24 protein-coding genes and 1 tRNA gene are annotated in these 22511 nt (G+C 65.6%); 14 read left to right on the top strand and 11 right to left on the bottom strand.

Going from position 1 to position 22511, the window contains the following annotated elements; translation table 11 throughout:
- Window positions 1–150: 150 nt before the first annotated feature.
- The 4 genes from IT430_18405 to IT430_18390 all read left to right on the top strand — a co-directional run bounded on the left by IT430_18405 (window position 151) and on the right by IT430_18390 (window position 3316).
- Window positions 151–369 carry an FG-GAP repeat protein gene (locus IT430_18405; GenBank protein MCC6909911.1) on the top strand — a complete coding sequence of 73 codons (219 nt, stop codon included), beginning with the start codon at window positions 151–153 and terminating at the stop codon, window positions 367–369.
- Between the two features lie 68 nt (window positions 370–437).
- A complete protein-coding gene (locus IT430_18400) occupies window positions 438–2150 on the top strand; it encodes a hypothetical protein (protein MCC6909910.1) in 1713 nt (570 codons plus the stop codon).
- A 59-nt stretch (window positions 2151–2209) separates the two neighbouring features.
- Window positions 2210–2446, top strand: coding sequence for a Fe-S cluster assembly protein IscX (gene iscX, locus IT430_18395; protein MCC6909909.1), 237 nt, complete (start codon window positions 2210–2212; stop codon window positions 2444–2446).
- Window positions 2447–2476: 30 nt separating this feature from the next.
- Window positions 2477–3316: an MBL fold metallo-hydrolase gene (locus tag IT430_18390; GenBank protein MCC6909908.1), complete on the top strand. Its 840-nt coding sequence runs from the start codon at window positions 2477–2479 to the stop codon at window positions 3314–3316.
- A 108-nt stretch (window positions 3317–3424) separates the two neighbouring features.
- On the opposite strand, the gene IT430_18385 is transcribed toward IT430_18390, so the two are convergent.
- From IT430_18385 to IT430_18375, 3 genes are read right to left on the bottom strand one after another with little or no spacing between them, the layout of a single operon-like run.
- Window positions 3425–4483, bottom strand: coding sequence for a hypothetical protein (locus IT430_18385; GenBank protein MCC6909907.1), 1059 nt, complete (start codon window positions 4481–4483; stop codon window positions 3425–3427).
- The gene (locus IT430_18380) at window positions 4480–5538 is read right to left on the bottom strand and encodes a hypothetical protein (GenBank protein MCC6909906.1); all 1059 of its coding nucleotides are present in this window, start codon (window positions 5536–5538) and stop codon (window positions 4480–4482) included. The genes IT430_18385 and IT430_18380 overlap by 4 nt, the downstream gene beginning before the upstream one ends.
- Before the next feature lie 27 nt (window positions 5539–5565).
- Window positions 5566–6492: a DoxX family membrane protein gene (locus IT430_18375; protein MCC6909905.1), complete on the bottom strand. Its 927-nt coding sequence runs from the start codon at window positions 6490–6492 to the stop codon at window positions 5566–5568.
- A gap of 151 nt (window positions 6493–6643) precedes the next feature.
- Here IT430_18375 and IT430_18370 point away from each other — a divergent pair.
- From IT430_18370 to IT430_18360, 3 genes are all read left to right on the top strand, one after another.
- Window positions 6644–6725: transfer RNA gene (locus IT430_18370), tRNA-Leu, on the top strand.
- 177 nt (window positions 6726–6902) lie between these two features.
- On the top strand, window positions 6903–8933 hold the full coding sequence (locus IT430_18365) for a hypothetical protein (GenBank protein MCC6909904.1): 2031 nt from the start codon (window positions 6903–6905) through the stop codon (window positions 8931–8933).
- 39 nt (window positions 8934–8972) lie between these two features.
- Entirely contained in the window at window positions 8973–10775 is a 1803-nt protein-coding gene (locus IT430_18360) for a hypothetical protein (GenBank protein MCC6909903.1), read from the top strand.
- A 52-nt stretch (window positions 10776–10827) separates the two neighbouring features.
- On the opposite strand, the gene IT430_18355 is transcribed toward IT430_18360, so the two are convergent.
- The 3 genes from IT430_18355 to IT430_18345 are packed head-to-tail and all read right to left on the bottom strand — an operon-like array spanning window position 10828 to window position 11796.
- Window positions 10828–11010: a DUF805 domain-containing protein gene (locus IT430_18355; protein MCC6909902.1), complete on the bottom strand. Its 183-nt coding sequence runs from the start codon at window positions 11008–11010 to the stop codon at window positions 10828–10830.
- Window positions 11011–11047: 37 nt separating this feature from the next.
- Window positions 11048–11470, bottom strand: coding sequence for a DUF2752 domain-containing protein (locus tag IT430_18350; GenBank protein ID MCC6909901.1), 423 nt, complete (start codon window positions 11468–11470; stop codon window positions 11048–11050).
- Entirely contained in the window at window positions 11467–11796 is a 330-nt protein-coding gene (locus IT430_18345) for a hypothetical protein (GenBank protein MCC6909900.1), read from the bottom strand. Before IT430_18345 ends, IT430_18350 begins: the two co-directional genes overlap by 4 nt.
- Window positions 11797–11937: 141 nt before the next feature.
- Between IT430_18345 and IT430_18340 the strand changes: the two genes are divergently transcribed.
- Window positions 11938–12432 (top strand): DUF4190 domain-containing protein, encoded by a 495-nt coding sequence (locus IT430_18340; GenBank protein ID MCC6909899.1) that lies wholly within the window; start codon window positions 11938–11940, stop codon window positions 12430–12432.
- Window positions 12433–12523: 91 nt separating this feature from the next.
- Complete coding sequence (locus IT430_18335) at window positions 12524–12730, top strand: hypothetical protein (protein MCC6909898.1); 207 nt, start codon at window positions 12524–12526, stop codon at window positions 12728–12730.
- 42 nt (window positions 12731–12772) lie between these two features.
- On the opposite strand, the gene IT430_18330 is transcribed toward IT430_18335, so the two are convergent.
- From IT430_18330 to IT430_18320, 3 genes are all read right to left on the bottom strand, one after another.
- Window positions 12773–13546: a class I SAM-dependent methyltransferase gene (locus tag IT430_18330; protein MCC6909897.1), complete on the bottom strand. Its 774-nt coding sequence runs from the start codon at window positions 13544–13546 to the stop codon at window positions 12773–12775.
- A gap of 329 nt (window positions 13547–13875) precedes the next feature.
- Window positions 13876–14184: a hypothetical protein gene (locus tag IT430_18325; GenBank protein ID MCC6909896.1), complete on the bottom strand. Its 309-nt coding sequence runs from the start codon at window positions 14182–14184 to the stop codon at window positions 13876–13878.
- Window positions 14185–14187: 3 nt separating this feature from the next.
- Window positions 14188–14841, bottom strand: a complete 654-nt coding sequence (locus IT430_18320) for a hypothetical protein (GenBank protein ID MCC6909895.1) — start codon at window positions 14839–14841, stop codon at window positions 14188–14190.
- Between the two features lie 83 nt (window positions 14842–14924).
- Between IT430_18320 and IT430_18315 the strand changes: the two genes are divergently transcribed.
- Complete coding sequence (locus tag IT430_18315) at window positions 14925–15518, top strand: UbiX family flavin prenyltransferase (protein MCC6909894.1); 594 nt, start codon at window positions 14925–14927, stop codon at window positions 15516–15518.
- 152 nt (window positions 15519–15670) lie between these two features.
- Here the strand turns inward: IT430_18315 and IT430_18310 are convergent, their stop codons facing one another.
- Together IT430_18310 and alaS are read right to left on the bottom strand one after the other, a co-directional pair.
- A complete protein-coding gene (locus IT430_18310; protein ID MCC6909893.1) occupies window positions 15671–16645 on the bottom strand; it encodes a sugar phosphate isomerase/epimerase in 975 nt (324 codons plus the stop codon).
- Between the two features lie 54 nt (window positions 16646–16699).
- Window positions 16700–19537 (bottom strand): alanine--tRNA ligase, encoded by a 2838-nt coding sequence (alaS, locus tag IT430_18305; protein MCC6909892.1) that lies wholly within the window; start codon window positions 19535–19537, stop codon window positions 16700–16702.
- On the opposite strand from alaS, the gene IT430_18300 reads away from it, so the two are divergent.
- The 4 genes from IT430_18300 to IT430_18285 all read left to right on the top strand — a co-directional run bounded on the left by IT430_18300 (window position 19515) and on the right by IT430_18285 (window position 22510).
- A complete protein-coding gene (locus tag IT430_18300) occupies window positions 19515–20099 on the top strand; it encodes a hypothetical protein (GenBank protein MCC6909891.1) in 585 nt (194 codons plus the stop codon). The two genes, alaS and IT430_18300, sit on opposite strands and share 23 nt — an antisense overlap.
- Window positions 20096–20536: a hypothetical protein gene (locus tag IT430_18295; protein ID MCC6909890.1), complete on the top strand. Its 441-nt coding sequence runs from the start codon at window positions 20096–20098 to the stop codon at window positions 20534–20536. Before IT430_18300 ends, IT430_18295 begins: the two co-directional genes overlap by 4 nt.
- Before the next feature lie 11 nt (window positions 20537–20547).
- Window positions 20548–20895 (top strand): hypothetical protein, encoded by a 348-nt coding sequence (locus tag IT430_18290; GenBank protein MCC6909889.1) that lies wholly within the window; start codon window positions 20548–20550, stop codon window positions 20893–20895.
- A gap of 70 nt (window positions 20896–20965) precedes the next feature.
- The gene (locus tag IT430_18285; GenBank protein ID MCC6909888.1) at window positions 20966–22510 is read left to right on the top strand and encodes a hypothetical protein; all 1545 of its coding nucleotides are present in this window, start codon (window positions 20966–20968) and stop codon (window positions 22508–22510) included.
- Window position 22511: the final 1 nt, after the last annotated feature.

Genomic DNA, 22511 nt, shown 5'->3' with positions numbered 1-22511 from the left:
GCTGATGTCCGCCGGCAGGGATTGAGTTGGCGCCGCAGGGTATCGCCCCCCGGCCCCGCATGCCCCGCAGCGGGCCGCACGACCAAACCAGTTGCCGATAAATGACGGGATTTGCCTTGACATCTCCCCTGATTCAGGGCATGCTGTGGCGTGAATTGGTGTTGGCGGCAGTCTGAGGGTAACGCTGCGGCGTGTCGACACGGCACGGTGTATCTTTTTGCCGGCGGCGAGCAAGCCGAGGACAAGTTTGGCCAGTCGCCGGCCTCAGGCGGGGACATCAACGGCGACGGCACGACGGACATCGTCATTGCGAGCAGTCTGTTTGCGGGCGAGACAAACACAAACGTCGTCGCGTCTGCGTGTTCCTGAACCCTCCTTATCGTCCGTCGGTTGCCCGCAAGTGAGTACAAGCGGCTGCCCAAACGGAAGTGACACCAATGCATCCATGTCTCAACCTCATCGGCGCGACTGCCTGCACCGTGTTGTGCGTGGTGCACGACAGCGTACTTGCGCAGAACTTCTGTCCGGCGGAGCAGAAACAGCGCCTCATGCCGGCCTGCAACGAGTCGACGTTCTTCCGAGCGATTTCGGCTCTCAACGATCGATTGGCCGTCGGCCGGTACAACTCGGCTGGTGGGCGCGTCACGACTTATGTGCTCGATTCACAAAGCGGTGAGTGGCAGTTTGAGGCCCATATCATCCCTCCCGGGCTCCAGCGATCGGACTCGTTTGGTCGCGCCGTTGAGTTCTTGTACGATGCGCATTTGAACGTCTGGCAACTCGCAGTCGGGAGTCAGAGTAGGAGCACTTCCGAGCCGCGATCGGGCATGGGGCACGTGTTCACTTTGAATCCACAGGGCGTCTGGGAACTTGAGCAGGAGATTCTCCCTGATCCAGTTATCCCCTACGGCTGGTTCGGCACCGATGTCTCCTGGGCCACGTACGACGGCCGGACGTTTCTGATTGTCGGCGCTCCGGGTTCCGAGTCCCTGGAACTTCCAGGACAGACGTACATCTACGAGCGTGACGGCAACGGGACGTGGCAGCAGCGACACGTTCTCACGTCGCCCGATGGTCCGCACCCGGACGGCGCCTTCGGACGATCCGTGGATGCGGTGGAGAGCGCCGGCGTGACCGTGCTTGCGGTCGGCGAGCCGGTCTACAACTACGTGCGCCACATCGCGCCCGGCACCGTGTTCTTCTATCGCTTCGAGCCCTCCACCGATGAGTGGGTGGTCGAGGCGCAGTTCCAGGCGCCCGATCCATACGAACAGGATCTCTTCGGCTGGTCGCTTTCGGTCGGTGCCGTGAATGATGATCCGAACCTCACGCATCGCGTCATCGTGGGCCGCGCCAATGACGGCGGTTTCGGCCTGGATCTCGGGCCGGGAGCCGCGTTTTCCTACGTCAGAGACCTGTCCGGAGAGTGGACCCTCGAACAGCGAATCGAGGCGCCTTATCCGAATCCGAATGTTCAACAGTTCGGCTGGTCGGTTGATCTTCAGAAGGTCGGCGCTTCGACGCTGGCAGTCGGCGGGCCGAACGACACCACGTATGGACTTTACTCAGGCTCCGCGTTTGTCCTTGTCCGCGATTCCAACGGCCTGTGGGTGCCATCGCAGCGCCTGTATGGGCAGGACGTTGATGTCGGGGACGCGTATGGCTGGGATATCACTCTCGGCAACGGCGAATCGGCGGGATTGGCGATGGTCGGTGCGTCCGGCACGCACTGCCCCGGCGGATCACAAGAGGATTCAGTCGGCGCTGTCTACTCCTTCGACCTCAACCCCGGACAGCCCGGCAACTGTCCGCCGCCGGTGCTTACCTTGCAGAAGGTTCCCGACTGCTTCAGCGGACCCGGCGGCGAGATCGAAGTGCGCTGGTTCCAGGCCACGTCCGACCAGCGGGCCCGCATCGCGCTGCTCTACGCCAAGCGCACCGGCAACTTCGTCATCCCCAACGGCAACCCATGTTCAGGCACGGCGCTGGAACTCGGCCAACTCGGTCTGCAGGTCGCCCACACCGGCTCGGCCGGCCAGTTCGGCGCCGGCCGCATCAAGCGCACCGTCCCCCGCAGCGTCTGCGGCGGCTATCTCCAACTCGTCGACATCACCCGCTGCGCGACGAGCAACGTCGTGCGCATTGAATAGCCCTAGGGCCTGAGGGTGAGGATCGCCGGGGCGGCAAAGTCCTAGCATTGGCCAAGGACATGGACGACACACTGCACTGGCTCGATGTCGAAGAGATCGCCGAGGAACTGGATGAGGCGCATCCGGAGGTCGATCCGTTGCGCCTCGGCTTTCCCCGGCTCCGGGCGCTGGTCGAAGCCCTGCCCAACTTCCGCGAGCAGGCGGGCCACCCGTGCAACGAGCGCATCCTCGAGACGATCCAGGCGAACTGGATCGAGTTGCGTGGCGAAGCCGGCGCCGGTGACGACGGCGACTGATCGCCGCGATGACGCCATACCATCCCGCTGATGCTTCCGGTTCGATTCACGATTCTCGGCTCGGGCACGTCTGCGGGCGTGCCGGTCATCGGCTGCGATTGCGAGGTCTGTACGTCCAGCGACCCGCGCGACCAGCGCACGCGCAGCGGAGCGTGCATCGAGTACGTTGACTCGCGCGGGCAGCAGCGCGTCGTGCTCATCGACGCCTCGCCGGACCTGCGCTTCCAGGCGCTGCGGCACCGGCTGCAGCGGTGCGACGGCATCCTCTTCACGCACCACCACGTCGATCACTCCTTCGGCCTCGACGAAGTGCGCCGCTTCAACGCGGTGATGGATGCGCCCATCGACATCTACGCCGAAGAGCACACGCTCGACAACCTCAGGCGCGTCTACGCGCACATCTTCGACTCGCACAAAAACGTGAACGCGAGCTTTGTCGCCACGCTCATTCCGCACCTCATCGGGCCGAGCCGGGCGATCGACCTGCACGGCCTGCGCTTCACGCCGCTGCGGCTCATGCACGGCCGGCTGCCGATCGTGGGCTTTCGCATCGACCGCGAGGCGGGGCTGGCCGCGCCGGCTGACGACCCGCTGCCGCTGGCGTATTGCACGGATGTGTCGGCGATCCCGCCCGAAACCTGGCCGGCGCTCGACGGGCTCAAGACACTTTTTCTCGATGCGCTGCGCTACCGGCATCATCCGACGCACTTCACCGTGGACCAGGCGATCGAGACGGCCCAGCGCATCGCGGCGCAGCAGACGTATCTCGTGCACATGACCCACGACATCATGCACGGCGATCTCGACGCCCGCCTGCCGGACTCGATTCGTTTGAGTTACGACGGCCTGCAGGTGGGTTCGCTGGCGTGAAGCGGCGCGTTCAGCGTCGTACCCCCCGTCCGCAGTTGACGAAGACCCTCCCTCACGGTCGGGGCTCGGTTCATCGCAAAGTCTGCGCGGGAGTGACTGGCGCCACCCTCACCGGCGTGAGTTGAGTTCGGCCAGCGCGATGTCAATCTGCTCGAGCAGGGCGGCGTGGTGGTCGGGGTCGGCGGCGGCGCGGGCGCGCTCGAGCAGGCGGCGGGCCGTGGCGGCATCATCGAGCGGGCCGGCGTACAGGCGGGCCGCCTCGAACAGGCTCGGCGGCGCAGAGGAACTGCCGGCGAAAAGAATCGCGCACTGCATGAAGCGCACCGCCGCATCGCGCGGGCTTGATGCCGCCAGCACCTGGCCGTACTGGTAGAGCAGGCGGTCCAGTGGGTAAGACTTCGTGTCGGCGACCCACTGCTCGATCTGACGGCGCGCTTCGCGCGTGCGGCCGGCTTCGATGAGACCGTCAATCTCGTCGGCGACGTCGCCGCTGCCCGCCGGCGGCGCGGGCCGCTCGATCGGCTGCGCGGCGTCCGGCTCGGCCGGAGCCTGAACCTCCTCGGGCGCTTCGCCTGTCTGGTAGCGCTCAGATGTTTCGAGATTGGAGATGATTCGCACGGTTTCGTCGAGCATCTCCGCCGCGACAGAATCCGGCTGGGCCTGCTCGAGCGCTTTGCGCAGTTGCACGAGGGCCGCATCGCGCGTCGCCGCGTCGGGTCGATCGGGCCGGCTCGCGGGCATCGCGTCGAGCCAGCAGGCGTCGACGCTGGTGAGCAGCAGCGTTGCCCACGCCTGGCACGCGGGCGTGTAGCGCCCGGCGGCGTCGAGCAGGCGCGTGCGGCGGTAGTGGACCCACGTCTTGTGCCACGGCTCGCTCGCCTGCGCGTACGCCTCGTCGAAATGATTCATGGCTTCGTCGAGTCGCCCCTCGGCCGCGGCGGTTTCTGCCTTTTGGAGCGCGGGCATGGCGTCGAGGTGGAGGATGACGCGGTCGATGGGCCGGGTGGAGAGGCGTCCGGCCATGGTGTAGTGCACCTCGCACTCCGTCACGCCGCGCACTTCCACACCCGAGATCGGGATGCGGCCGAGCAGGATCTCATCGCCGCGCGCCGACGACGCGACAGCAGTGAGCATCAATGTGATGGTGCAGAGGCGATGGATAGTCATCGATCGAGCCCCAGTTCCTCGCGGCTCAGGAAGCGATAGCCATCCGGCCCGCCGTTGTCGGCGGCGATGCGCTTGAGCGTGCCCAGTGGATCTTCGTAGACAAACTGGATGGCTTTGATGACGCTGCGCAACTGTCCGCTCGCGTTGTGATTGAGCCGCTCAATCATCCGGAGCAGTTCGCCCTGATCGACTTCGAACTCGCCCAGGCCGGTGATGTCGGTGCTCAGAATGAACACGACGTCCGGTGGGGGATTCATGTCGCGCAGCGCCAGTTCGATGGCTGCGATGGGGTTGGACTGGCTGGTGGCGCGGATGTTGCGGTTATCGAGATTCATCCAGTCGAAGACGAAGAGCTTGTTCTCGTTGGTCGCGGGCAGGAGTTTGACCGTGCCGCGCCGGCGCTTGGTCGCGATGTCCTTGGGGTCGTGCGGCCCGGGCACGAGCACGGCCTCGTTGCGCTGGAAGAAGATGACGCGAAAGTTCTGCGACTCGTTGAGCTTGTCGATGCTGCGCACGAGTTCGTCGATGAGGATGGGTAGGTACGCGATCATCGAGCCGGACGCATCGACGACGTAGACGATGTTGCGCGCGTTGCTGCCGCGCAGACCGCCGAAGGTCACGTCGTTGCTGCCGGCCTTAGGCGCGAAGCCCGCCAGCGCTTCCTCGCTGCCGCTGGGCCCGATGAGCGAAGCCGGGTCCACCCGATTGGCCTCGAGCACTTCCGACTTGCTCCGATCGAGCGGGGCCCGCTCCTCGAAGACCATGTTCTCGCTGACCGACTCATCGGGGCTGATCGTGGTAAGCGGCTGGAAGGTGAGATCGTTGAACTCGGCCACGACGGCCGGCGGCGCGGCCTTGTCGGCGAGCAGCTTCGCCGTCGTCCAGGGAATGAGCAGGCCGAGCACGACCATGCCCGCGTGCGCGGCGAAGGAAGCAACCCACGGCACCACACGCTGCGCGACGCTCGGCTCGGCCTCGGCGGGCCGACCCTCGCGCACCACTTCGCTGAGCGATTCGACGCTCGGTCCATTGCGGCGGGGTGGTGCAGGGCTCATGCTCATGCGCAGGGCCGTTCGCTGGAATCAATCAGGGGTGTGGCGCGATCGGAACAACAGGTAATCAAGACTCGAAGCGCCCGGCCCACCAATGAAGATGCACCACGCGGCAAGGAAAAGCATTAATTGGAAGAAAGCGCCGCTCTGCGCCGATGGGTCGAGCGACCGCAGCGCCTGGAGGAACGCCACCAGGCCGCCGGACCCCGGCCCCATCGCGTTCTGGATCGCTGGTAGTGTCGCCAGCGCGAAGGCATAGCTCATCGCCACGGCGAGCCCCAGGCCCCACACGCGGCTGAACAGGCCGATGAGCAGCAGCCCGGCGCCAATGGTCTCAGTGAACACCGCGATCCACGCGAAGATCCGCGGATAAGGATGACCGGCCCGGCTCAGCATGATCGTAATGTGTTCAGCGGTCTTGGCGTCCACTTCGTACTGCACGCCCGGCTCGGCGACGAGCGGCTCCGATTCCTCAATGGCCTTGGCTTCTTCGTCAGTCCCAGGCTGCGCCGGGGCATCGGCGGAGGGTTCGGTGCGCTGTTCGGATTCGGGCTCGGCGACGTTGCCCTCGTCGGGTTGATCCGACTCTCCAGCCGGTTGATCCGACTCTGCAGCGGGTTGGCCCGCTCCCTCGTCCGGCTCATTGGCGGGCGGCTGCTCTGAGTCTGGCTGTGCTGAGTCGGGCGGCTCTGAATCAGGCGGCTCATTGGCTGCCGGTTCGGCGGCGTCGTTCTGATCTGCCGGCGCCTGTTCCCGCGCTGAATCGGGCTGCCTGGCGGCGCTGCCGCCGACGACCTTGGCGCGGCCGATGCCGAGATTGACCAGCGTTGCCGCATTGTCTCCCGTAAACGTGATTGTCTCGAACTTGGGGATGCCGAACCACAGGAAGGTGGCGGCCAGGCCGATGCGCAGCAGCAGCGGGCAGGTGTGCAGCGCGATGGCGTCGCGATGTCGCATAGGGGTGAACTCCTTCAAACTCGCTGCGCGACGGCGTCGCACAGGGCCGATCGGGGGCGGAAAGCAATGATACGGCCCGCCGCGCCCGGCCGCATGGGCACCGGCCGCAGCGGCCCCGGGTACACTTGTTGGGCATCGCCGCCGGCCTCATGCGGGCGTGGCGAAATTGGCAGACGCGCCAGATTTAGGTTCTGGTGTCGCAAGACGTGGAGGTTCGAGTCCTCTCGCCCGCACTTGGTTCGCTTGCACTGGTCTCTGCGCCGCCTTTGACGACCGCCGCGCCCGCCGCTACGCTGCAACTTCGGCTGGCGGGGGCGGTAGTCTCGCCGTTGGCTGCCCGGTTGGTTGGGTTCATCATTTCCCGTTCGCACGCGCTGCGCCCGCGGCGGCGCCAGGCGAGGAGGTTCGGAGTGGTTCATCGCTTTCCGCTCGCTGCTGCATTGTGCGCCGGTCTGGCGCTGCTCGCTCCCGGCGTCTCCACCGGCCGGCCCGCGCTGGCCCAGGATGCTTCGCCGAGTGCGTCCTATCGCAGTTACGACGAGTTCACCGCGGCGCTCAAGGCCCTCGCGGCCGAACACCCGCAGGCGCTCCAGCTCACCTCGATTGGCGAGAGTCTCGAGATGCGCCACCTCTGGGCCCTGCGCGTTGCGCTGCCCGGATCCGTCGAGGCCGACAAACGCCCGGCGCTGCTTCTGGCCGCCAACATCGACGGCGATCATCTCGTGGGCAGCGAAGTGGCGCTGCGGGCCGTGCGCGAACTGATCCGGCGGGCCGGCGAAGACGGCGAGTCTCCTGCGGCCCAACTGCTCGCCCGCTACACGCTCTACGTCGTGCCGCGCGTCAATCCTGATGCCGCCGAACTCTACTTTGCCCAGGTGAAGCAGGAGATCAACCGCAACCGCCGGCCCGATGACGCCGACCGCGACATGCAGGAAGATGAAGACGGGCCAAACGATCTCAACGGCGACGGCCTCATCACCATGATGCGCGTCTATGACCCCGAGAAGGCCAATCGCACGGCTGATCCCGATGAGCCGCGCCTCGACATCGCGCCCGACGCCGAGAAGGGCCAGCGGGCCGAGTTCTACATGCTCATCGAGGGCGCCGATGACGACGGCGACGGCAACTACAACGAAGACGCCGAGGGCGGAGTCGATCTCAACCGCAACTACATGCACGACTGGCGTGAGCACGACGACGGCGTGGGCCGCTACCCGGTCTCCGAGCCCGAGTCGCTGTCGCTGCTGCGCTACGCGCTGTCGCACCAGAACATCGCCATCGCGCTGACTTACGGCCGGCACGACAACCTGAACAACACGCCCAACGGGCAGGGGTCGATCAACGGCGGCGCGCCGGTCAACATCGACGGCGCCGACGTTCCCGTGTATCGCGCCATTGGAGAGTCGTATAAGAAGATTGCGGGTCTGCAGAACGTGAGCAGCCCGCCGGTCGATGGCTCGTTCCACGCGTGGGCGTACGCGCAGTACGGCATTCCGTCGTTCGCCACGCCGGTGTGGAGCCGGCCCAGCGAGGCGCCCAAGGAAGGCGAAGGCGAGGGAGACAAGGCCGAGGGCAATGAGGGCGGAGGCGGCGGTGCGGCCGAGCCGAAGGAAGACGATTTCAGCGACATCCTCGAAGCCGCCAACGCGCGCGGCATGCAGGTCACCATCGAGCAACTGCGCGAGATGCCGCCCGATCGCATCGCGTTCTTCCGTCAGATGATCGCCACCGGCAGCGCCCGCCCGACGGGCGAAGGCGCAGCGCAGCCTCCGCCGGGCGGCGGAGGCGGGCGGGGCGGGATGCGGCGCGGCGGCGGCGGCGGCTTCCAGCCCGGCGGCGGCGCTCCGCCGGCCGGCGGCAACCGCGGCTCGCGCAACGGCGGTCGCAACACCGAGGGCGACAAGGGCTGGCTCGAGTACAGCACCGAAAAGCGCAACGGTGAAGGCTTTGTCGAGTGGACCGACTTCGAGCATCCCCAACTCGGGCGCGTGCAGATCGGCGGCTTCGTGCCCTACTTCCGCGTCGATCCTCCGGCTGAAGAACTCGACGCCCTCGCCGGCAAGCAGGCGGACTTCATCCTCGATCTGCTCGGCAAGATGCCCGAGGTTTCGCTCACCACGCCGGAAGTGACGAGGCTCGCTTCGGGCTTGTACGAAGTGAAAGCCGCGCTCGTCAACGACGGCTTCCTCCCGGCCGGCACGCGCATGGCGGTCCGCAACCGCAGGGCTCTGCCCTTTGTGGTCCGCGTCGATGTGCCCGAGGATCAGGTTGTGTCGGGTCAGCGTATTAACAAGATCTGGTCCGTCGCAGGCAGCGGCGGGCGCAACGACTTCCGCTGGCTCATTCGCGCTGAAGATGGTTCGACGATCACCATCACGCTCTTCAGCGCCAAGTACGGCTCGTCGGAAACGAGCGTCACGCTCGCCGGTCCGGGCAACTGACTTCCACCATCACCCTCGTCTGCTGACGGGAGCCATTCGATGATGCACTCGATCCGATCCCTGTTCACGACTCGTGCTCTTGGCGTTGCGATCGGCGCTGCGGCGCTGTGCAGCGCGCCCCGGGCCGCGCTGGCCCAGTGGCAGTATCCCAGCAAAGTCGACATCCAGTTCAACCGCTTCTACGACCATGCCGAGATCACGCGGCTTCTGCATGAACTGGTCGCGGCGTACCCCGATCTGCTCACGATCCAGTCGATCGGCAAGAGCGTCGGCGGGCGCGATGTGTGGCTCGTCACCCTCAACAACCCCGAGACGGGGCCCGATACGAGCAAGGCCGCGATGTTCATCGACGGCAACATCCACGGCAACGAGATTCAGGCTGCCGAGACCATCCTCTATTCGATCTGGTATCTCACGAAGAGTTACGGCCACGTCGAGGCGCTGACCGAGCTTGTGGACGAGCGCGCGTTCTACTTCGTGCCTATGGAGAATCCCGACGGACGCGACGCGTGGTTCCACCAGGCCGCCACGCCCCACTGGCTGCGCGGCGGCATCGACCCGATGGACGATGACAACGACGGCCTGTTCGACGAAGACTCCTACGACGATCTCGACGGCGACGGGCACATCACCCAGATGTATCGCCGCGACCCGCTGGGCCGCTTCAAGCCCGATCCGAAGGATCCGCGCTTCATGATCCGCGTCGAAGAGGATGAAGAGCCGGGCGGCTGGAACCGCGCCGGCTCCGAAGGCATCGACAACGACGGCGACGGCGACATCAACGAAGACGGGCCGGGCGGTTACGACCCCAATCGCGACTGGCCCAGCGACTGGCAGCCCAGGTACATCCAGGGCGGCGCTCGCGATTATCCCTTCAGCGTGCCCGAGTCGCGCGCTATTCGTGATTTCCTGCTCGCGCACCCCAATGTCGCGGCGTTTCAGAGCTATCACAACAGCGGCGGCATGATCCTGCGCGGCCCCGGCGCCGACTACGTCCAGTACCCCTTCCAGGACATTCGCGTCTACGACCAGCTGCAGGAAGCGGGCGGCTTCATGCTGCCGGGCTATCGCAAGATGGTCCTCTGGTCGGATCTCTACGTCGTGCACGGCGGCGAGGTGAACTGGGCCTACGAAGGCCTTGGCATCACCGCGTTCACCAATGAACTTTGGAGCGATTGGAAGGCGAACCAGACCGACAACCCCGGCCCCGATGCCGACAAGCGCTTCACCGAGCTGCTGCAGTTCGACGAGCCGCTGGTGCCGTATCGACCGTTCAACCATCCGACGCTGGGCGAAGTGCTCATCGGCGGGAGCAAGAAGTGGTCCAGCCGCGTCCCCCCGCCGTGGATGAGCGAGGAAGACTGCCACCGCAACTTCGCCTTTACGATGTTCCACGCGCGCGAGATGCCCAAGGTGGAGTGGGGCGTCAAGCAGGTGCAGTCGATGGGCGGCAACCTGTGGGACATTCGCGTTGAAGTGAAGAACGACAAGATCATCCCGAGCATCACCGCCCTGGCGCGCCAGAAGGGCATCGGCCAGCGCGATTTCCTCACGTGCACCGCTGTTAACGGCCAGTCGCGCGTCGTTGCTGGCGGCGGCGTGAATTCGCTGCTCGAGGATGCCCGGTTCAACCCTGTCGAGCACGAGCCGCAGCGGCTGTGGATCGACGGCGGCATCGGCGGCAAGTCCGCCGAACTGTTCCGCTTTATCGTCGAAGGCTCAGGCGACGTCGAACTGGTCTACAACAGCCAGAAAGGCGGCGTGATCAGCCAGACGATCAACCTGTCAGAACAACTCCTGCCCCCGGCCGAGCTGCCCGAGGAGATGCTGGAGAAGAAGTAATCCGGACCTCGAAAAAAAAGGTGCCAGGTACCTTTTCCGGCGCGGCCTGGTCTCAGCCCTTTGGATTTGGGCCGTAGGCGTCGGTCCCCGGCTCGCTGTCGAGCACAAAGAACACGAGCAGTGCGAGCCCGCCGACCACCGGGATGAACGCGATCAGCAGCCACAGCCCGCTGCGGCCGGTGTCGTGCAGCCGCCGCACGCCGACGGCGATGCACGGCACCAGTACGGCCAGCATGTACAACGTGCCGAGCACGCCGCAGCCGGATTTCGCTTCAGAACGGCCGCATGATCAACAGGTACATCCAGTTCGCCGCGAGGAGCAGTCCCGCGGCGATCCAGAGCCGCATGACGATCCGATGTTCGAGACGCGGCCGCCCGCGCTGCTTGCGCCGGTGCAGCCAGGCGCCGGCGAACGGCGCGGCGAGCCACGCCGTGGTGACCAGCGGGTTGAACTGCAGCGCTGCGGTAACTTCGCCGCGCACGAGATGCATCGTCGCCCGCGTCCCGCCGCACATCGCGCACGGCTGTTCCGTAAGGCGGCGAAAGATGCACGAAGTTGTCTCTGTGCCCGCGTATGCGTTGAGCCCCGCGAGCGCGACCACGAGCGCGACCCACACCGCCGCGACGAGCGCGGGCCATTGCCACGGCGCACGCCGTTGTTCCGGATGCAAACTGAGAAACTTCAGCGCCGTCACGGCCCTGCGCCGGAGCCCGCGGCAACGCCGCCGATGATCGCCAGCCCTGCAATCAGCACCCAGACCACGATGACGAGAATCGTGAGGCCCACCGAGACCATCCCGAGAATGCGCCCCGCCTGCGTCAGTCCGCGGCCCGACGGGTCCATCAATCCGGCATCCATCTCGCGCAGATCGCCATTGCCCATGACCCACGAGGCGACGCCAAAGAGGACGCAGATGAAGAAGCTCAAGATGCCGAACACCAGGATGAGCACGCCGCGATGCGGCTTCATGTGCCCGCCCTGATAGCCGCCGGGGTTCACTTGTGGTGGAAACTGGGTCATGCCGTGGTTCCTTGATTGGACGGATGGCGCGGCGGGATTGACAGACTGCCAGTCCCGTTTCCGGATGTATCGGCGCAGCGGGGCTCGATCATCGACAAATCACCCCTTGACGAGGCGGTCGCGGTCTGCCATACTCACACCATGGCCGACTCGCCGACCTACATGCTGCGCCTGGGGGACGGAACCGAATTCGGCCCGGCCGATCTCGACCTGCTCGAGCAGTGGACGCGCCAGGGCCGCGTGCCGCGCGACGGGCTGCTCGTTTCCACGGCCGATCCCGCCGAGGTGCGCAGCGTGTTCAACGAGCCGCGCCTCGCCCGTGTGCTGGGCGCGCCGCCGACCACGCGCGTGCCTGTCACGGCTCAGCCGCTGCCCGCCGGCGGTCTCGTGCCGTATCACAATCCGGCAGCGCTCACGGCCTACTACATGGGCATTTTCTCGCTGTTGCCGTTCATTGGCGTGGTGCTGGGCATTCCCGCGTTCATTCTGGGCATCATCGGCTGGCGGAACTATCGCCGCAAGCCCGAGATCCGCGGCGGCGTGCACGCATGGATCGGCATCATCATGGGCGGCCTGCTCACGCTGCTCTGGGGCGGGCTGGGCGTCGCCATACTCATCGCGGATAGCGGTTATTGAACGGGCCGATGGAATAGGCCCGCCTGCCCTGCGTCACCTCGGAAAGGCGCTGCGCTGTCGGCGCATCCGTCCGTTTCGGGGAGGTTACGCCATGAATGTCGAGATTCCGTCCACCCATTCATCCATCTCGCGCATCAGCCGCCGGGCCGCGCTGGTCGCGGTGCTGCTGGGCACGGTGCTGCTGGGCGGCTGCACGACGAGTTCGTACTTCGTCGTCCGCGACACGCACCGCTATCGCGGCCACCACTACGAACGGCATCACCACCACTATCGCCACCACGACCACTGCAGGTGGTGAGTTCCGGGTGGCGCTCGGGATAAACGCGGCGCGAGTTGCCGATCAACACCGCGTCGCGAGCGTCAGGCGGCACTCCTGGTTGATCTCGACGAAGCCGTGCGACTGGTGCTGCTCGAACGCCTGCGCGAGGCGCTTCAGCAGCGCATCGGCGGCCGCAGGCTCGCGCGGGAAGTACGAAGCGCTCGCCGCCTTGCCCAGCAGGGTCGGCAGCGTACAGGTCTGCGGGTTGGGCCAGGCGAGTTGCCGCCCGTCGGTGAACAGCGGGCCGAGTTCATCGAGATCGACGCCGTAGTTCCGCCGCAGCACCCGGCCTTCGCCCTTCGCCTTCTTCTGCGCTTGGGCGACGCACTTCGCGTAGATGCGGTCCATCTCCGTCCGCGGCACGCGCACGTTCCACATCAGCGCCAGGCGCCCGCCGGGCGCGAGAATGCGATGGAATTCTTTGAGTGCCGCGTCGAGGTCGAACCAGTGAAACGACTGGGCGCAGAGCACGGCGTGCACGCTGCCATCATCGAGCCCCGTCGCCTCGGCCGTCGCTTTGCGAAACTCGACAGCGCAGCACCACTGCGGCGGCAGGTCGCTCATGGCCCGACTGCGCATTTCGTCGTTGGGTTCGATGCCGATGACGAGCGCCCCGGCCTGCGCGAGCAGGGTTGTCGCGATGCCGGTGCCGCAGCCGACGTCGGCAATTCGCGGCGAGTCGGGCAGGTCGTGCAGGATCGCTTCGATCGCCGCGGGCGGATAGGACGGCCGATTGGCGGCATAGCGATCGGCCAGGCCGGTGAAGTAGGTCAGAGGATCGACGGGCTGGCTCACGACGGGAGCATATCAGCCGGGCGAAATGGTGTCAGGTGCACAGAGGAAGGGACCGCGAGCTTTTCCTCTGCTTGTGGATTTCGCCGGTAGGTTCATGGCGGATGCGAAGCCGGCGATGCTGATGCAGCCAGGCGATGCTGCGCTCGACGACCCAGCGTGTCACGTCCAATCCGCTGCGGTGCGGTGCATCGTGTTCGGGGATGATTGGTTCAATGCCGCAGATCCACATGTTGATGCGCTCGCGATGCGAGCAATAGCCGCAGTCGGTCTGGACGGTGTCAGGGGCGCTCCAGCGTCGAGGCCAGGCATGCGTTGAGAGGGTCGTTGACTCAGCCCGCGCCCTTCTCTATCCGATCGCACGCGATCGTGGCCGCGTGGGCGATTTCAACCGGTGTCTCCGGGTTGTCGCGGATGGTCGTGAGCGCGTCCATCGCTGCGGCGCAGCGCTTTTCGCCAAGGTAGTCGATGAGGCGCAGCAGGGCCCTTTCATCCGTCTCGCGCGGCAAGTGCGCGATGAGCGCTTCGATCGCCTCGGGTTCGTTGCGGCGCGTGAGATCGCTGATGGCAATCCGCCGGGCCATCGCCTGCGGCAGTTTGAGCCGGTTTATCAGGCCCCGGATGGATGGCTGGTCGGCCACGGATCACCGTCCGTCTGGCTTTACCGGCCGAAGCGGCTGCAGCGTGCGCTGGTCGGCATCGCTTTGCGGCGCGGGCTGCGGCTCGCTCGTTCCATCGCTCTGCTCGCTCGGCGGCGCATCAGACGGCGAAGCCGGCGCCAGCGGCCGCAACACCGACTCGTCGCTCGCCCCGGGTGCGTACTGGCCACTCGACTCGCGCTGCTCAATCACGCTCGCCGGCCAGTGGCGCACGGAAGTCACCGTCCAGCCGGCAAAACCGCCATCGAGGCGCAACTCGATGAGACGCCGATTGTCCACCGTCTCCGGCACGACGATGTCCACCCACGCATCGCGGCCGCGGATGCGGATCGAGCGCACGTCGTAGACGGGCACATCGGCCTGGTCGGGCGCGTAAGCGGCAGCGCCCTCGCGGCCGGCGAGCACCTTGCCCCACGTCGATGGATCGGCCTCGACGGGCAGGCGCACGGCGTAGGGCTTGCTCGGCGGCGGATTGATGGTCAGGACGTAGCCAAGCGCATCGCCGATGAGCCGGGGCGTCGGCGGCGCGTTGATCGCGTTGATGGCGATGTCCTTGTTCGAATCCGGCGGGATATTCACGTAGGATGCGCAGCCGGCGAGCGCGGCGGTGCAGACGGCGGCGGCAAGGCGAAGGTTCATTGGAGGACCCCGTTGGTTGAGAGTGAGCGGCCGAGGCGGCGGCCGGTTTCGTATACTATTCAACCGGTGCGGAGCGCGACTGAATGAAGCGAATCGTGGTTGGAATCAGCGGGGCCAGCGGCGCCATCTACGCGCAGGGGGTCATCCGCGCGCTGGTCGCCGCCGGGGTCGAGGTCCATCTCGTGGTTTCGACCTACGGCCGGCGGCTGCTGCGCGATGAACTGGGCATGGAGCAGGTGAACCTCGAAGCGCTTGCCGGGCGCAGTGACCACGGCATCACGCTGCACAACAACAACGACGTCGGGGCGGCGATCGCCTCCGGTTCGTTCCGCCACGACGGGATGATCGTCGTGCCCGCATCAAGCAACGCGCTGGCGTCGATCGCCAACGGCCTTGGCGACACGCTGCTTTACCGCGCCGCGGCCGTGACGCTCAAGGAGCGGCGCAAACTGATCGTCTGCCATCGCGAGATGCCGCTCACGCACATCGACATCGAGAACATGCACCGCCTGAGTCTCGCGGGCGGCATCATCGCGCCGGCGAATCCGGGCTGGTACTTCCTGCCGCAGCAAACGCAGGACATCGCCGACTTCGTGGTGGCGCGGCTGCTCGATCTGCTCGGCGTCGAACACACCATCGGCCAGCGCTGGGGCGAGCGGGCCCCCGTAGGCGATTGAGTGATTCGCTCCGCCGCATGCCTGCGCCGGCAGGCATCCAGTCGGTCGAACATGGACTTGGCTGCCCCCTTGATGAATCGATCTTCACTGCACGTTCGTGGATACCCGCCTTCGCGGGTATGACGGGCTTGGGTGCGCGCCGACGCCACACATCACGCCGTGAATTCATCCGCGAGTTCTTCGCGCACCTTTTCGAGCAGGCGTTTCGTCGCGTGCGTGCCTTCGATCTCGCTCAGGCGGTCGCCTTCGTACTCCACGCCGATGCGCCCGCGATAGCCCGAGTCAAGGACGATGCGCAACATGCGGCGGTAATCCGTCTTCGTCTCGTTGCCCGCATCATCAAAGTCGTGGCTCTTGGCGCTGACGGCCTTGGCGAAGGGCATCATCTCCGCCACGCCCTTGTAGCGGTCGTACCACGCGCTCGGATCACCCTGCTTCGACCAGTCGAAACAGAAGTTGCCAAAATCCGGCAGCGTACCGCAGCGCGGATGGTTGACCATCTTCATCACGCCCGCCAGCCACTGGCCGTTGGATGACAGGCCGCCGTGGTTCTCGACGATGACGTTGAGCCCGAGCGGCGCTGCATAGGCGACGAGGCGCGAGAGGCCGTCGGCGGCGCGCTGCTGCTGCTCCTCCCACGTGCCCGACGAGGCGGCGTTGACGCGGATGCTGTGGCAGCCCAGCGCCCTGGCTGCGTCGGCCCAGGGCTTGTGATTGTCGATCGAGCGGGCCCGCTCCTTCTCGTCGGCGTGACCGATGTCGCCCTCGCCGTCGATCATGATGAGCAGATTCGTCACGCCGGCGTCCTTGGCGCGGCGATCGAGCTGCGCGAGGTACGCGGCGTCGCGAGCCTTGTCCTTGAAGAACTGGTTCACGTACTCGACGGCATCGATGCCGAACGTCTGCCTGCTGTAGGCCGGGAAGTCGAGGTTGTCGAGATTGCCGGATTGCAGCATCCGGTGCAGCGACCACTGGGCGAGCGAGATCGCGAAGAGAGGCTGATCGGGTGTCATGTCGCGATTCTCGCTGGTTTGAGTGGCGGCGCAGGCGGGCAGAATTGAGCCGGCAAACAGCGCAGCCGAGCCCGCAAGAAAGCGGCGGCGGGAATGATCTCGATTCGAGTCCATGTAGCCAACTCCTCGCTCGCGCTTCCGGCCTGCTCTGGCCGCGCGCCCATCCGGTCACCTGCTCGCGCTGAGCACGCCGTCGGCAAAGCCGCGGGCGCGCTCGAGGGCGTCGTGAATCTTGCCGGGCTCGCGGCCGCCGGCCTGGGCCATGTCGGGCCGCCCGCCGCCCTTGCCGCCGCAGACCATCGCCACCTCGCGCACCCAGTCGCCGGCCTTGAGGCCGCGCTTGATCATCGCTTCAGGCACGATGGCGATGATGGCGACCTTGCTCTCCTCGGCATTGGGAGACGCGAGCAGGATGGCGCGATCGCCATGATGCGAGCGCAGCACGTCCGCCGCCGTGCGCAGCGTCTCGGCGGTGGCGCCGGCGATCTCGGCGACCACGACCGGCTCATCGCCCGCAGCGTGCGCGATGCTCTTTGCCTGATCAACGATCGCCTGCTGGTCGGCCTTGGCCGCCTGCTTGCGCAGCTCCTTGACCTTCTCAAGCCACTCCTCCAGTTGGCCGCGCAGCCACACGCGATCGGGCAGCGGAATCGTGGAGTCGTTGATCCGCTCGGCGACCTGGCTGACGTTGAGCGGCAGCCGATCAGGAGGCATGGTCTCGAGTTCGCGCAGTTGCGATTCGATCTGGCCCGCGATGCCGCGCGCCTGAATCGCCGCAGCGCCGGTGAGCGCGGTGATGCGCCGCACGCCCTTGGCTACGGCTTCTTCACTGAGGATGACGAAATCGCCGATCTCTTTCGTGCGGCCGACGTGCGTGCCGCCGCAGAACTCGATCGAGTACTCGCGCCACTGCGGCGACTCGGGCGTGTCGAGCAGTTGATCGACGGGCACGCCGATGCTCACGACGCGCACGGGGTCCGGATAGCGCTCGCCGAACACGGCGCGCAGGCCGTTGATCTTCTTCGCCTCTTCGAGAGGCGAAGGCATGGCGAAGACTTCGAGATCGCGGTCGATGCGGGCCTTGACGCGCTTGCTCACTTCTTCGATCTGCTCAGTCGTTACGGCGTGGTTCGCTGAGAAGTCGAAGCGCAGGCGATCGGGCGCGACGAGCGAGCCTTTCTGGTCGGCGTCGATCTTCAGCGTCTCGCGCAGGGCGAGGTTGAGCAGGTGGGTGCCGGTGTGATTGGCGCGGACCTTGCTGCGGTGCGAGTTGGTGACGTCGAGTTCGACCGTGTCGTTGAGCGTGAGCTTGCCGCGCGTGGCCCGGCCGATGTGCAGCACGTAGCCGCCGAACGCCTGGGTATCGACGACGTCGAACTCGGAGCCGTTGTTGTTGAAGATGCGCCCGGTGTCGCCGACCTGGCCGCCCATCTCGGCGTAGAAGTTCGTGCGGTTGGTGATGACGGCGAGGTATTCGGGTGAGCCGGCGGCGTGGGTGTGGTTGTCGAAGTCGGTGCCGTTCCAGATGGCCTTGATGCGCGCGCTGATCGAGCGGCCGTGAAATTTGTCGACGTCGTCCGTCGGATCCACGCCCATGTGCTTGAGGCGCGCGATGGCGTCGCCGGTGAGGGCGATCTGCGTGCCGCTCTTGCCCTTGCCGGCGCCGGCGCGGGCCGTCTCGCGGGCCTGCTCCATCAGTCGGCTGTAGCCTTCGAGATCGACCGACATGCCGCGCTCAAGCGCCATCTGCTCGGTAAGGTCGATGGGAAAGCCGTAGGTGTCGTGCAGTTTGAAGGCGTCGTCGGCGGCGATGATCTTGAGATTCTGCGACTGTGCGCGGTAGAGCGCATCGGAAAACAGTTCGAGCCCGCGATCGAGCGTGCGGCCGAATGACTCTTCCTCTTCGAGGATGATGCCGGCGACGTGGCGCGGGTTCTTGCGCAGTTCGGGAAACGCATCGCCCATCGCCTCGACCACGGCGGGCACGAGGTGATGCAGCAGCGGCCCCTGCACGCCCAGGCGCTGTCGCGCAAAGCGCGCCGCCCGGCGGAGAATGCGCCGCAGCACGTAGCCGCGCCCTTCGTTGCCCGGCACCGCGCCGTCGGTGATCGCAAAAGTGAGACAGCGGATGTGATCGGCGATCACGCGATACGCGACGTCGGTCGGATCATCGAGCCGGCCGCGGTACGCCCGTGCGCCGCTGCGCTGCTCGATGGCCTGAAAGATGGGAATCCACAGGTCGATGTCGTAGTTGCTCGAACGGTTCTGCAGCACGCGGCAGATGCGCTCGAAACCCATGCCGGTGTCCACGTGTTTGGCCGGCAGGGGGCTGAGTTTGCCATCTTCAGCGCGGTTGAACTGGATGAAGACGAGATTCCAGATCTCGATGGTCTCTTCGCGGCCCTTGTTGACGAGATCGCCGCCCGTGCAGTCGGGCGTCAGGTCGTAGTGGATCTCGGTGCACGGGCCGCACGGGCCGGTGTCGCCCATCTCCCAGAAGTTGTCCTTGCGGCCCCAGCGGCTGATGTGGCTCGGGTCGATGTCGGTGACTTCTTTCCAGAGTCGCTCGGCCTCGGTGTCGGCGGGCAGGCCGTCGGCCTCGTCGCCGGCGAACACCGTCGCGTAGAGACGGTTCTTGTCGAGGCCCCAGACCTCGGTGAGCAGTTGCCACGCCCACGCGATCGCTTCCTTCTTGAAGTAGTCGCCAAACGACCAGTTGCCGAGCATTTCAAAAAAGGTGTGGTGGTACGAGTCGCGGCCGACGTCATCGAGGTCGTTGTGCTTCCCGCCGGCGCGGATGCACTTCTGTGTGTCCACGGCACGGGTAAACGAGCGGCTGCCCGTGCCGAGGAAAACATCCTTGAACTGGTTCATGCCGGCGTTGGTAAAGAGGAGCGTCGGGTCATCAAGCGGGACGACCGGCGAGGAATGCACCTCGGTGTGGCCGTGGCGCTGCTCGAAGAACTCGATGAACTGCCTGCGAATGTCTGAAGCCTGGCGTGACATGTCTTCTCCGGCCCGACGGGCGGGCGCGTTCGTACCATCGGGAAAGCGCGGCGAGGCCGAAGGCGGCCGGAACCGCGCGGTCGAGCGAATCGTAACACCCTGGCGGATCGAATCCGGAGCACACATGACCTGGCCCCCCACAAGACCGGTGCGAAAACGGCTCTTCGGGGCCGCGTTCCTGCTGGTGTGGCTGGCGGGGATGTACATCGTTTGGGGAAGAGCGAGCGAATTCGTTTTCGACGGAACGAGCTTCGGCCTTGTGTCTGGATCGGACGTCACAACTTACGGCTGGAGTGGCTGGTTGGTGCGGTCAATCCAGTACGAGGAGACAGCACCGGGGAACACTGTCTATGGGGAGAGTTCCTTCGAAGTTCAGTCGTATGGCCTGATGAAGGCGCTAGCTGCTTCGGGTGTGCTCGCCGTAGGCTTTTTTGTCAGTTGGCGTGTGCTGATTGGCAGGGCAGTCCCGTCGGAGCGCACCTGCGATCATTGCGACTACGACCTGCGCGGATTGACGTCATCACGCTGCCCGGAGTGTGGCACGGAGACTGCGGCATCATGACCTGGCCCCCCACAAGACCGGTGCGAAAACGGCTCTTCGGGGCCGCGTTCCTGCTGGTCTGGCTGGCGGGGATGTATGTGATGTGGGGCTGGCGTGTCAGCGTTCGCATGGGCTTGGACTATTCGATGACTTCGCACTGGTCACAAAGGGTCACCTACGGCGTCGGCGACTGGCTCGCCTATCACCGCCACGAAACTCAGTCGATGTTGGGTGGGCCAATGCACCTGGAGGACGAAGGCTTTGAGATCAGCCCTCGCGGCATTACCGCTGCGCTGATCATGACGGCTGTCTCGAGTCTGATCCTCTACGTCGTATGGCGGGCGCTCGTCGGCGGCTTCACGTGCGCTGCGGGCACGTGCGACGGCTGCGGGTACGATCTGCGGGCGCTCGATGGCGTCCGATGTCCGGAGTGCGGGATGGAGTTTGCCGCTTGCTAAGACCGCCGCCCATGACGCCGACTCGCGCGCGATTGCTCGGCCTGGTGCTCCTGCTGCTCTGGGGCGGCGCGATGTACCTGACGTGGGTCCGGCCGCGGTCCATCGATGACTTCAGTCAACTCTCGCTCACTTCCCACCGGCTGCAGATCGAGTCCTACGGCATCACCGGCTGGCTCACGTATCACCGCGAAGAGGAGCAATCCAGGAGCGGAGGCATGGCCCGCGTGGTGGATGAAGCGACGACGATTCAGCCCGCCGCGACGGCGCTGGCAGCGCTGATCACGGCGGTGGTGAGCGCGATTCTGTACCTTGGTTATCGCGAGGCGGTCGGTCGAGTGGTGCCTGTCGCGATTTCTTGACGATAGATCATCCAGCAGTCCGAAAATCGCCGTTGATCGAACAGCGAATCACTCGTCGGAGGCGCCAGTCGTGAAGTGCAGACTCTCGGTCGTTCATCTGCGGCGCCACCCGCCAGTCGCAGCGTGCCTCACGATCACGGCCGCGACAGTGCTTATGGCGTCAGGAGTCGCCCGGGCGCAGGAACGATGGGTGCAGACGCGCAAACTCCTTGCCGAAGATGGTCATCCGAATGCGTATTTCGGGTGGTGTGTGGGTATGTCAGGCGATTCGACCGTCATCTCAGCCCCGCAGGATCACGAGAGCGGCCTCTTCTCGGGTGCGTTCTATGTGTTCGATCAGGAGTCGGGGAGGCAACTGCAAAAGGTCTCCGGGCATCCTCCGCGAGTGGAGGGGAGGTTTGGCTGGACGCTTGCGGTGGATCATGATCGAGTCGTAGCGGCCGATCCTTATGGCAACTCGTACGCCGATCGCGGCTCGGTTGTCGTGTTCGATCTGCCCACAGGCAAGGCGCTGCGCAGGCTTGAATGCACCAACTCAGATGATCCCTTTCCGAACTTCTGTGAGATCGCTTTACAGGGTCGGATCGCCGTGGTCGGCTGCCCGTCGGGGGTTGAGTTCAAGAAGTGGACTGGCGCCGCGTACGTCTTTGACATTGCCACAGGTGAGCAACTCTTAAGAATCCTCGCTCCCGACGCCCACGATGGGCAGGCCTTTGGGAGCGCGGTGGCGATCGGTCGCGATCGGATCGTGGTGTCAGCCTACTTCGACGAAACCGAATCGCTTCGCACCGGATCGGTGTACGTATTCGATTCGCCAACCGGCGAGTATCTGTACAAACTGCAGCCTCCCGATCCTGTCGAAGGGATGTCCTTTGGCGAGTGTCTGGCGGTGTCGGGTGATCGCCTGGCGGTGAGCGCGTATCACGATGACGTGAACGGCCCGCTCTCGGGGTCGGTCTACATCTATGACATCAACGCGGGCCGGCTGCTTCACAAAATCGCGCCTGCTGATGGGATCGAAGGGCAGAGCTTTGGATGGGCGCTTGCGATTGACGGCCAGCGACTGGTGGTCGGCGCATCGTATGACGACGACATGGGCTTCCGGTCCGGATCGGCGTACGTCTATGACTTGAGCACGTTTGAACTGGTCGCCAAACTCTCGGCCTCGGATGGCGAGGAGTTTGAGCAATTCGGCAACGCCGTTGCCATCCAGGGGGGGCGCATCGTCATCGGGGCCCGGGCCTGCGACGACCTGGGAGGCACCTCCGGGGCGGCGTACGTCTTCGAAAGTTCGAATCTCCTGCGAATTTCCCCGGATCCGCTCATCGCTGGGGAAGCGGGCACGTTTGACGTCTTCGGTGCTCTCCCCGATCGGTCGATATGGCTGCTGTACTCTTTGCGGGGCGTGGGTTCGACATATATTCCACACTTGAATGTGACGGCTGATCTCTGTCTGCCGCGGCTTGCATCCGAGCGCGGGTTGACCGATTCGGCGGGAGACTGGACGACGACGCTTGTGATGCCGCGCGTGGAGCAGATGACCAGCGTGTGGTTCCAGGCCGTGCAGCGAGAGAGTACGACCAACGTGGCGAAGATGTTGATCATATCTGATTGAC

This window comes from Phycisphaerales bacterium, assembly GCA_020852515.1.
Lineage (GTDB): Bacteria > Planctomycetota > Phycisphaerae > Phycisphaerales > UBA5793 > UBA5793.
Note: the sequence above shows the minus strand (reverse complement) of the source record. Positions and strands in the feature narration are given on the sequence as shown.

Coding starts and splice junctions, on each gene's coding strand:
- iscX (MCC6909909.1), top strand. CDS start 2,210: ATGGACGACACACTGCACTGGCTCGATGTCGAAGAGATCGCCGAGGAA.
- IT430_18300 (MCC6909891.1), top strand. CDS start 19,515: ATGTCTGAAGCCTGGCGTGACATGTCTTCTCCGGCCCGACGGGCGGGC.
- IT430_18345 (MCC6909900.1), bottom strand. CDS start 11,796: ATGACCCAGTTTCCACCACAAGTGAACCCCGGCGGCTATCAGGGCGGG.
- IT430_18375 (MCC6909905.1), bottom strand. CDS start 6,492: ATGCGACATCGCGACGCCATCGCGCTGCACACCTGCCCGCTGCTGCTG.
- IT430_18400 (MCC6909910.1), top strand. CDS start 438: ATGCATCCATGTCTCAACCTCATCGGCGCGACTGCCTGCACCGTGTTG.
- alaS (MCC6909892.1), bottom strand. CDS start 19,537: ATGTCACGCCAGGCTTCAGACATTCGCAGGCAGTTCATCGAGTTCTTC.
- IT430_18320 (MCC6909895.1), bottom strand. CDS start 14,841: ATGAACCTTCGCCTTGCCGCCGCCGTCTGCACCGCCGCGCTCGCCGGC.
- IT430_18295 (MCC6909890.1), top strand. CDS start 20,096: ATGACCTGGCCCCCCACAAGACCGGTGCGAAAACGGCTCTTCGGGGCC.
- IT430_18385 (MCC6909907.1), bottom strand. CDS start 4,483: ATGACTATCCATCGCCTCTGCACCATCACATTGATGCTCACTGCTGTC.
- IT430_18360 (MCC6909903.1), top strand. CDS start 8,973: ATGATGCACTCGATCCGATCCCTGTTCACGACTCGTGCTCTTGGCGTT.
- IT430_18315 (MCC6909894.1), top strand. CDS start 14,925: ATGAAGCGAATCGTGGTTGGAATCAGCGGGGCCAGCGGCGCCATCTAC.
- IT430_18340 (MCC6909899.1), top strand. CDS start 11,938: ATGGCCGACTCGCCGACCTACATGCTGCGCCTGGGGGACGGAACCGAA.
- IT430_18355 (MCC6909902.1), bottom strand. CDS start 11,010: ATGCTGGCCGTACTGGTGCCGTGCATCGCCGTCGGCGTGCGGCGGCTG.
- IT430_18290 (MCC6909889.1), top strand. CDS start 20,548: ATGACGCCGACTCGCGCGCGATTGCTCGGCCTGGTGCTCCTGCTGCTC.
- IT430_18310 (MCC6909893.1), bottom strand. CDS start 16,645: ATGGACTCGAATCGAGATCATTCCCGCCGCCGCTTTCTTGCGGGCTCG.
- IT430_18335 (MCC6909898.1), top strand. CDS start 12,524: ATGAATGTCGAGATTCCGTCCACCCATTCATCCATCTCGCGCATCAGC.
- IT430_18380 (MCC6909906.1), bottom strand. CDS start 5,538: ATGAGCCCTGCACCACCCCGCCGCAATGGACCGAGCGTCGAATCGCTC.
- IT430_18390 (MCC6909908.1), top strand. CDS start 2,477: ATGCTTCCGGTTCGATTCACGATTCTCGGCTCGGGCACGTCTGCGGGC.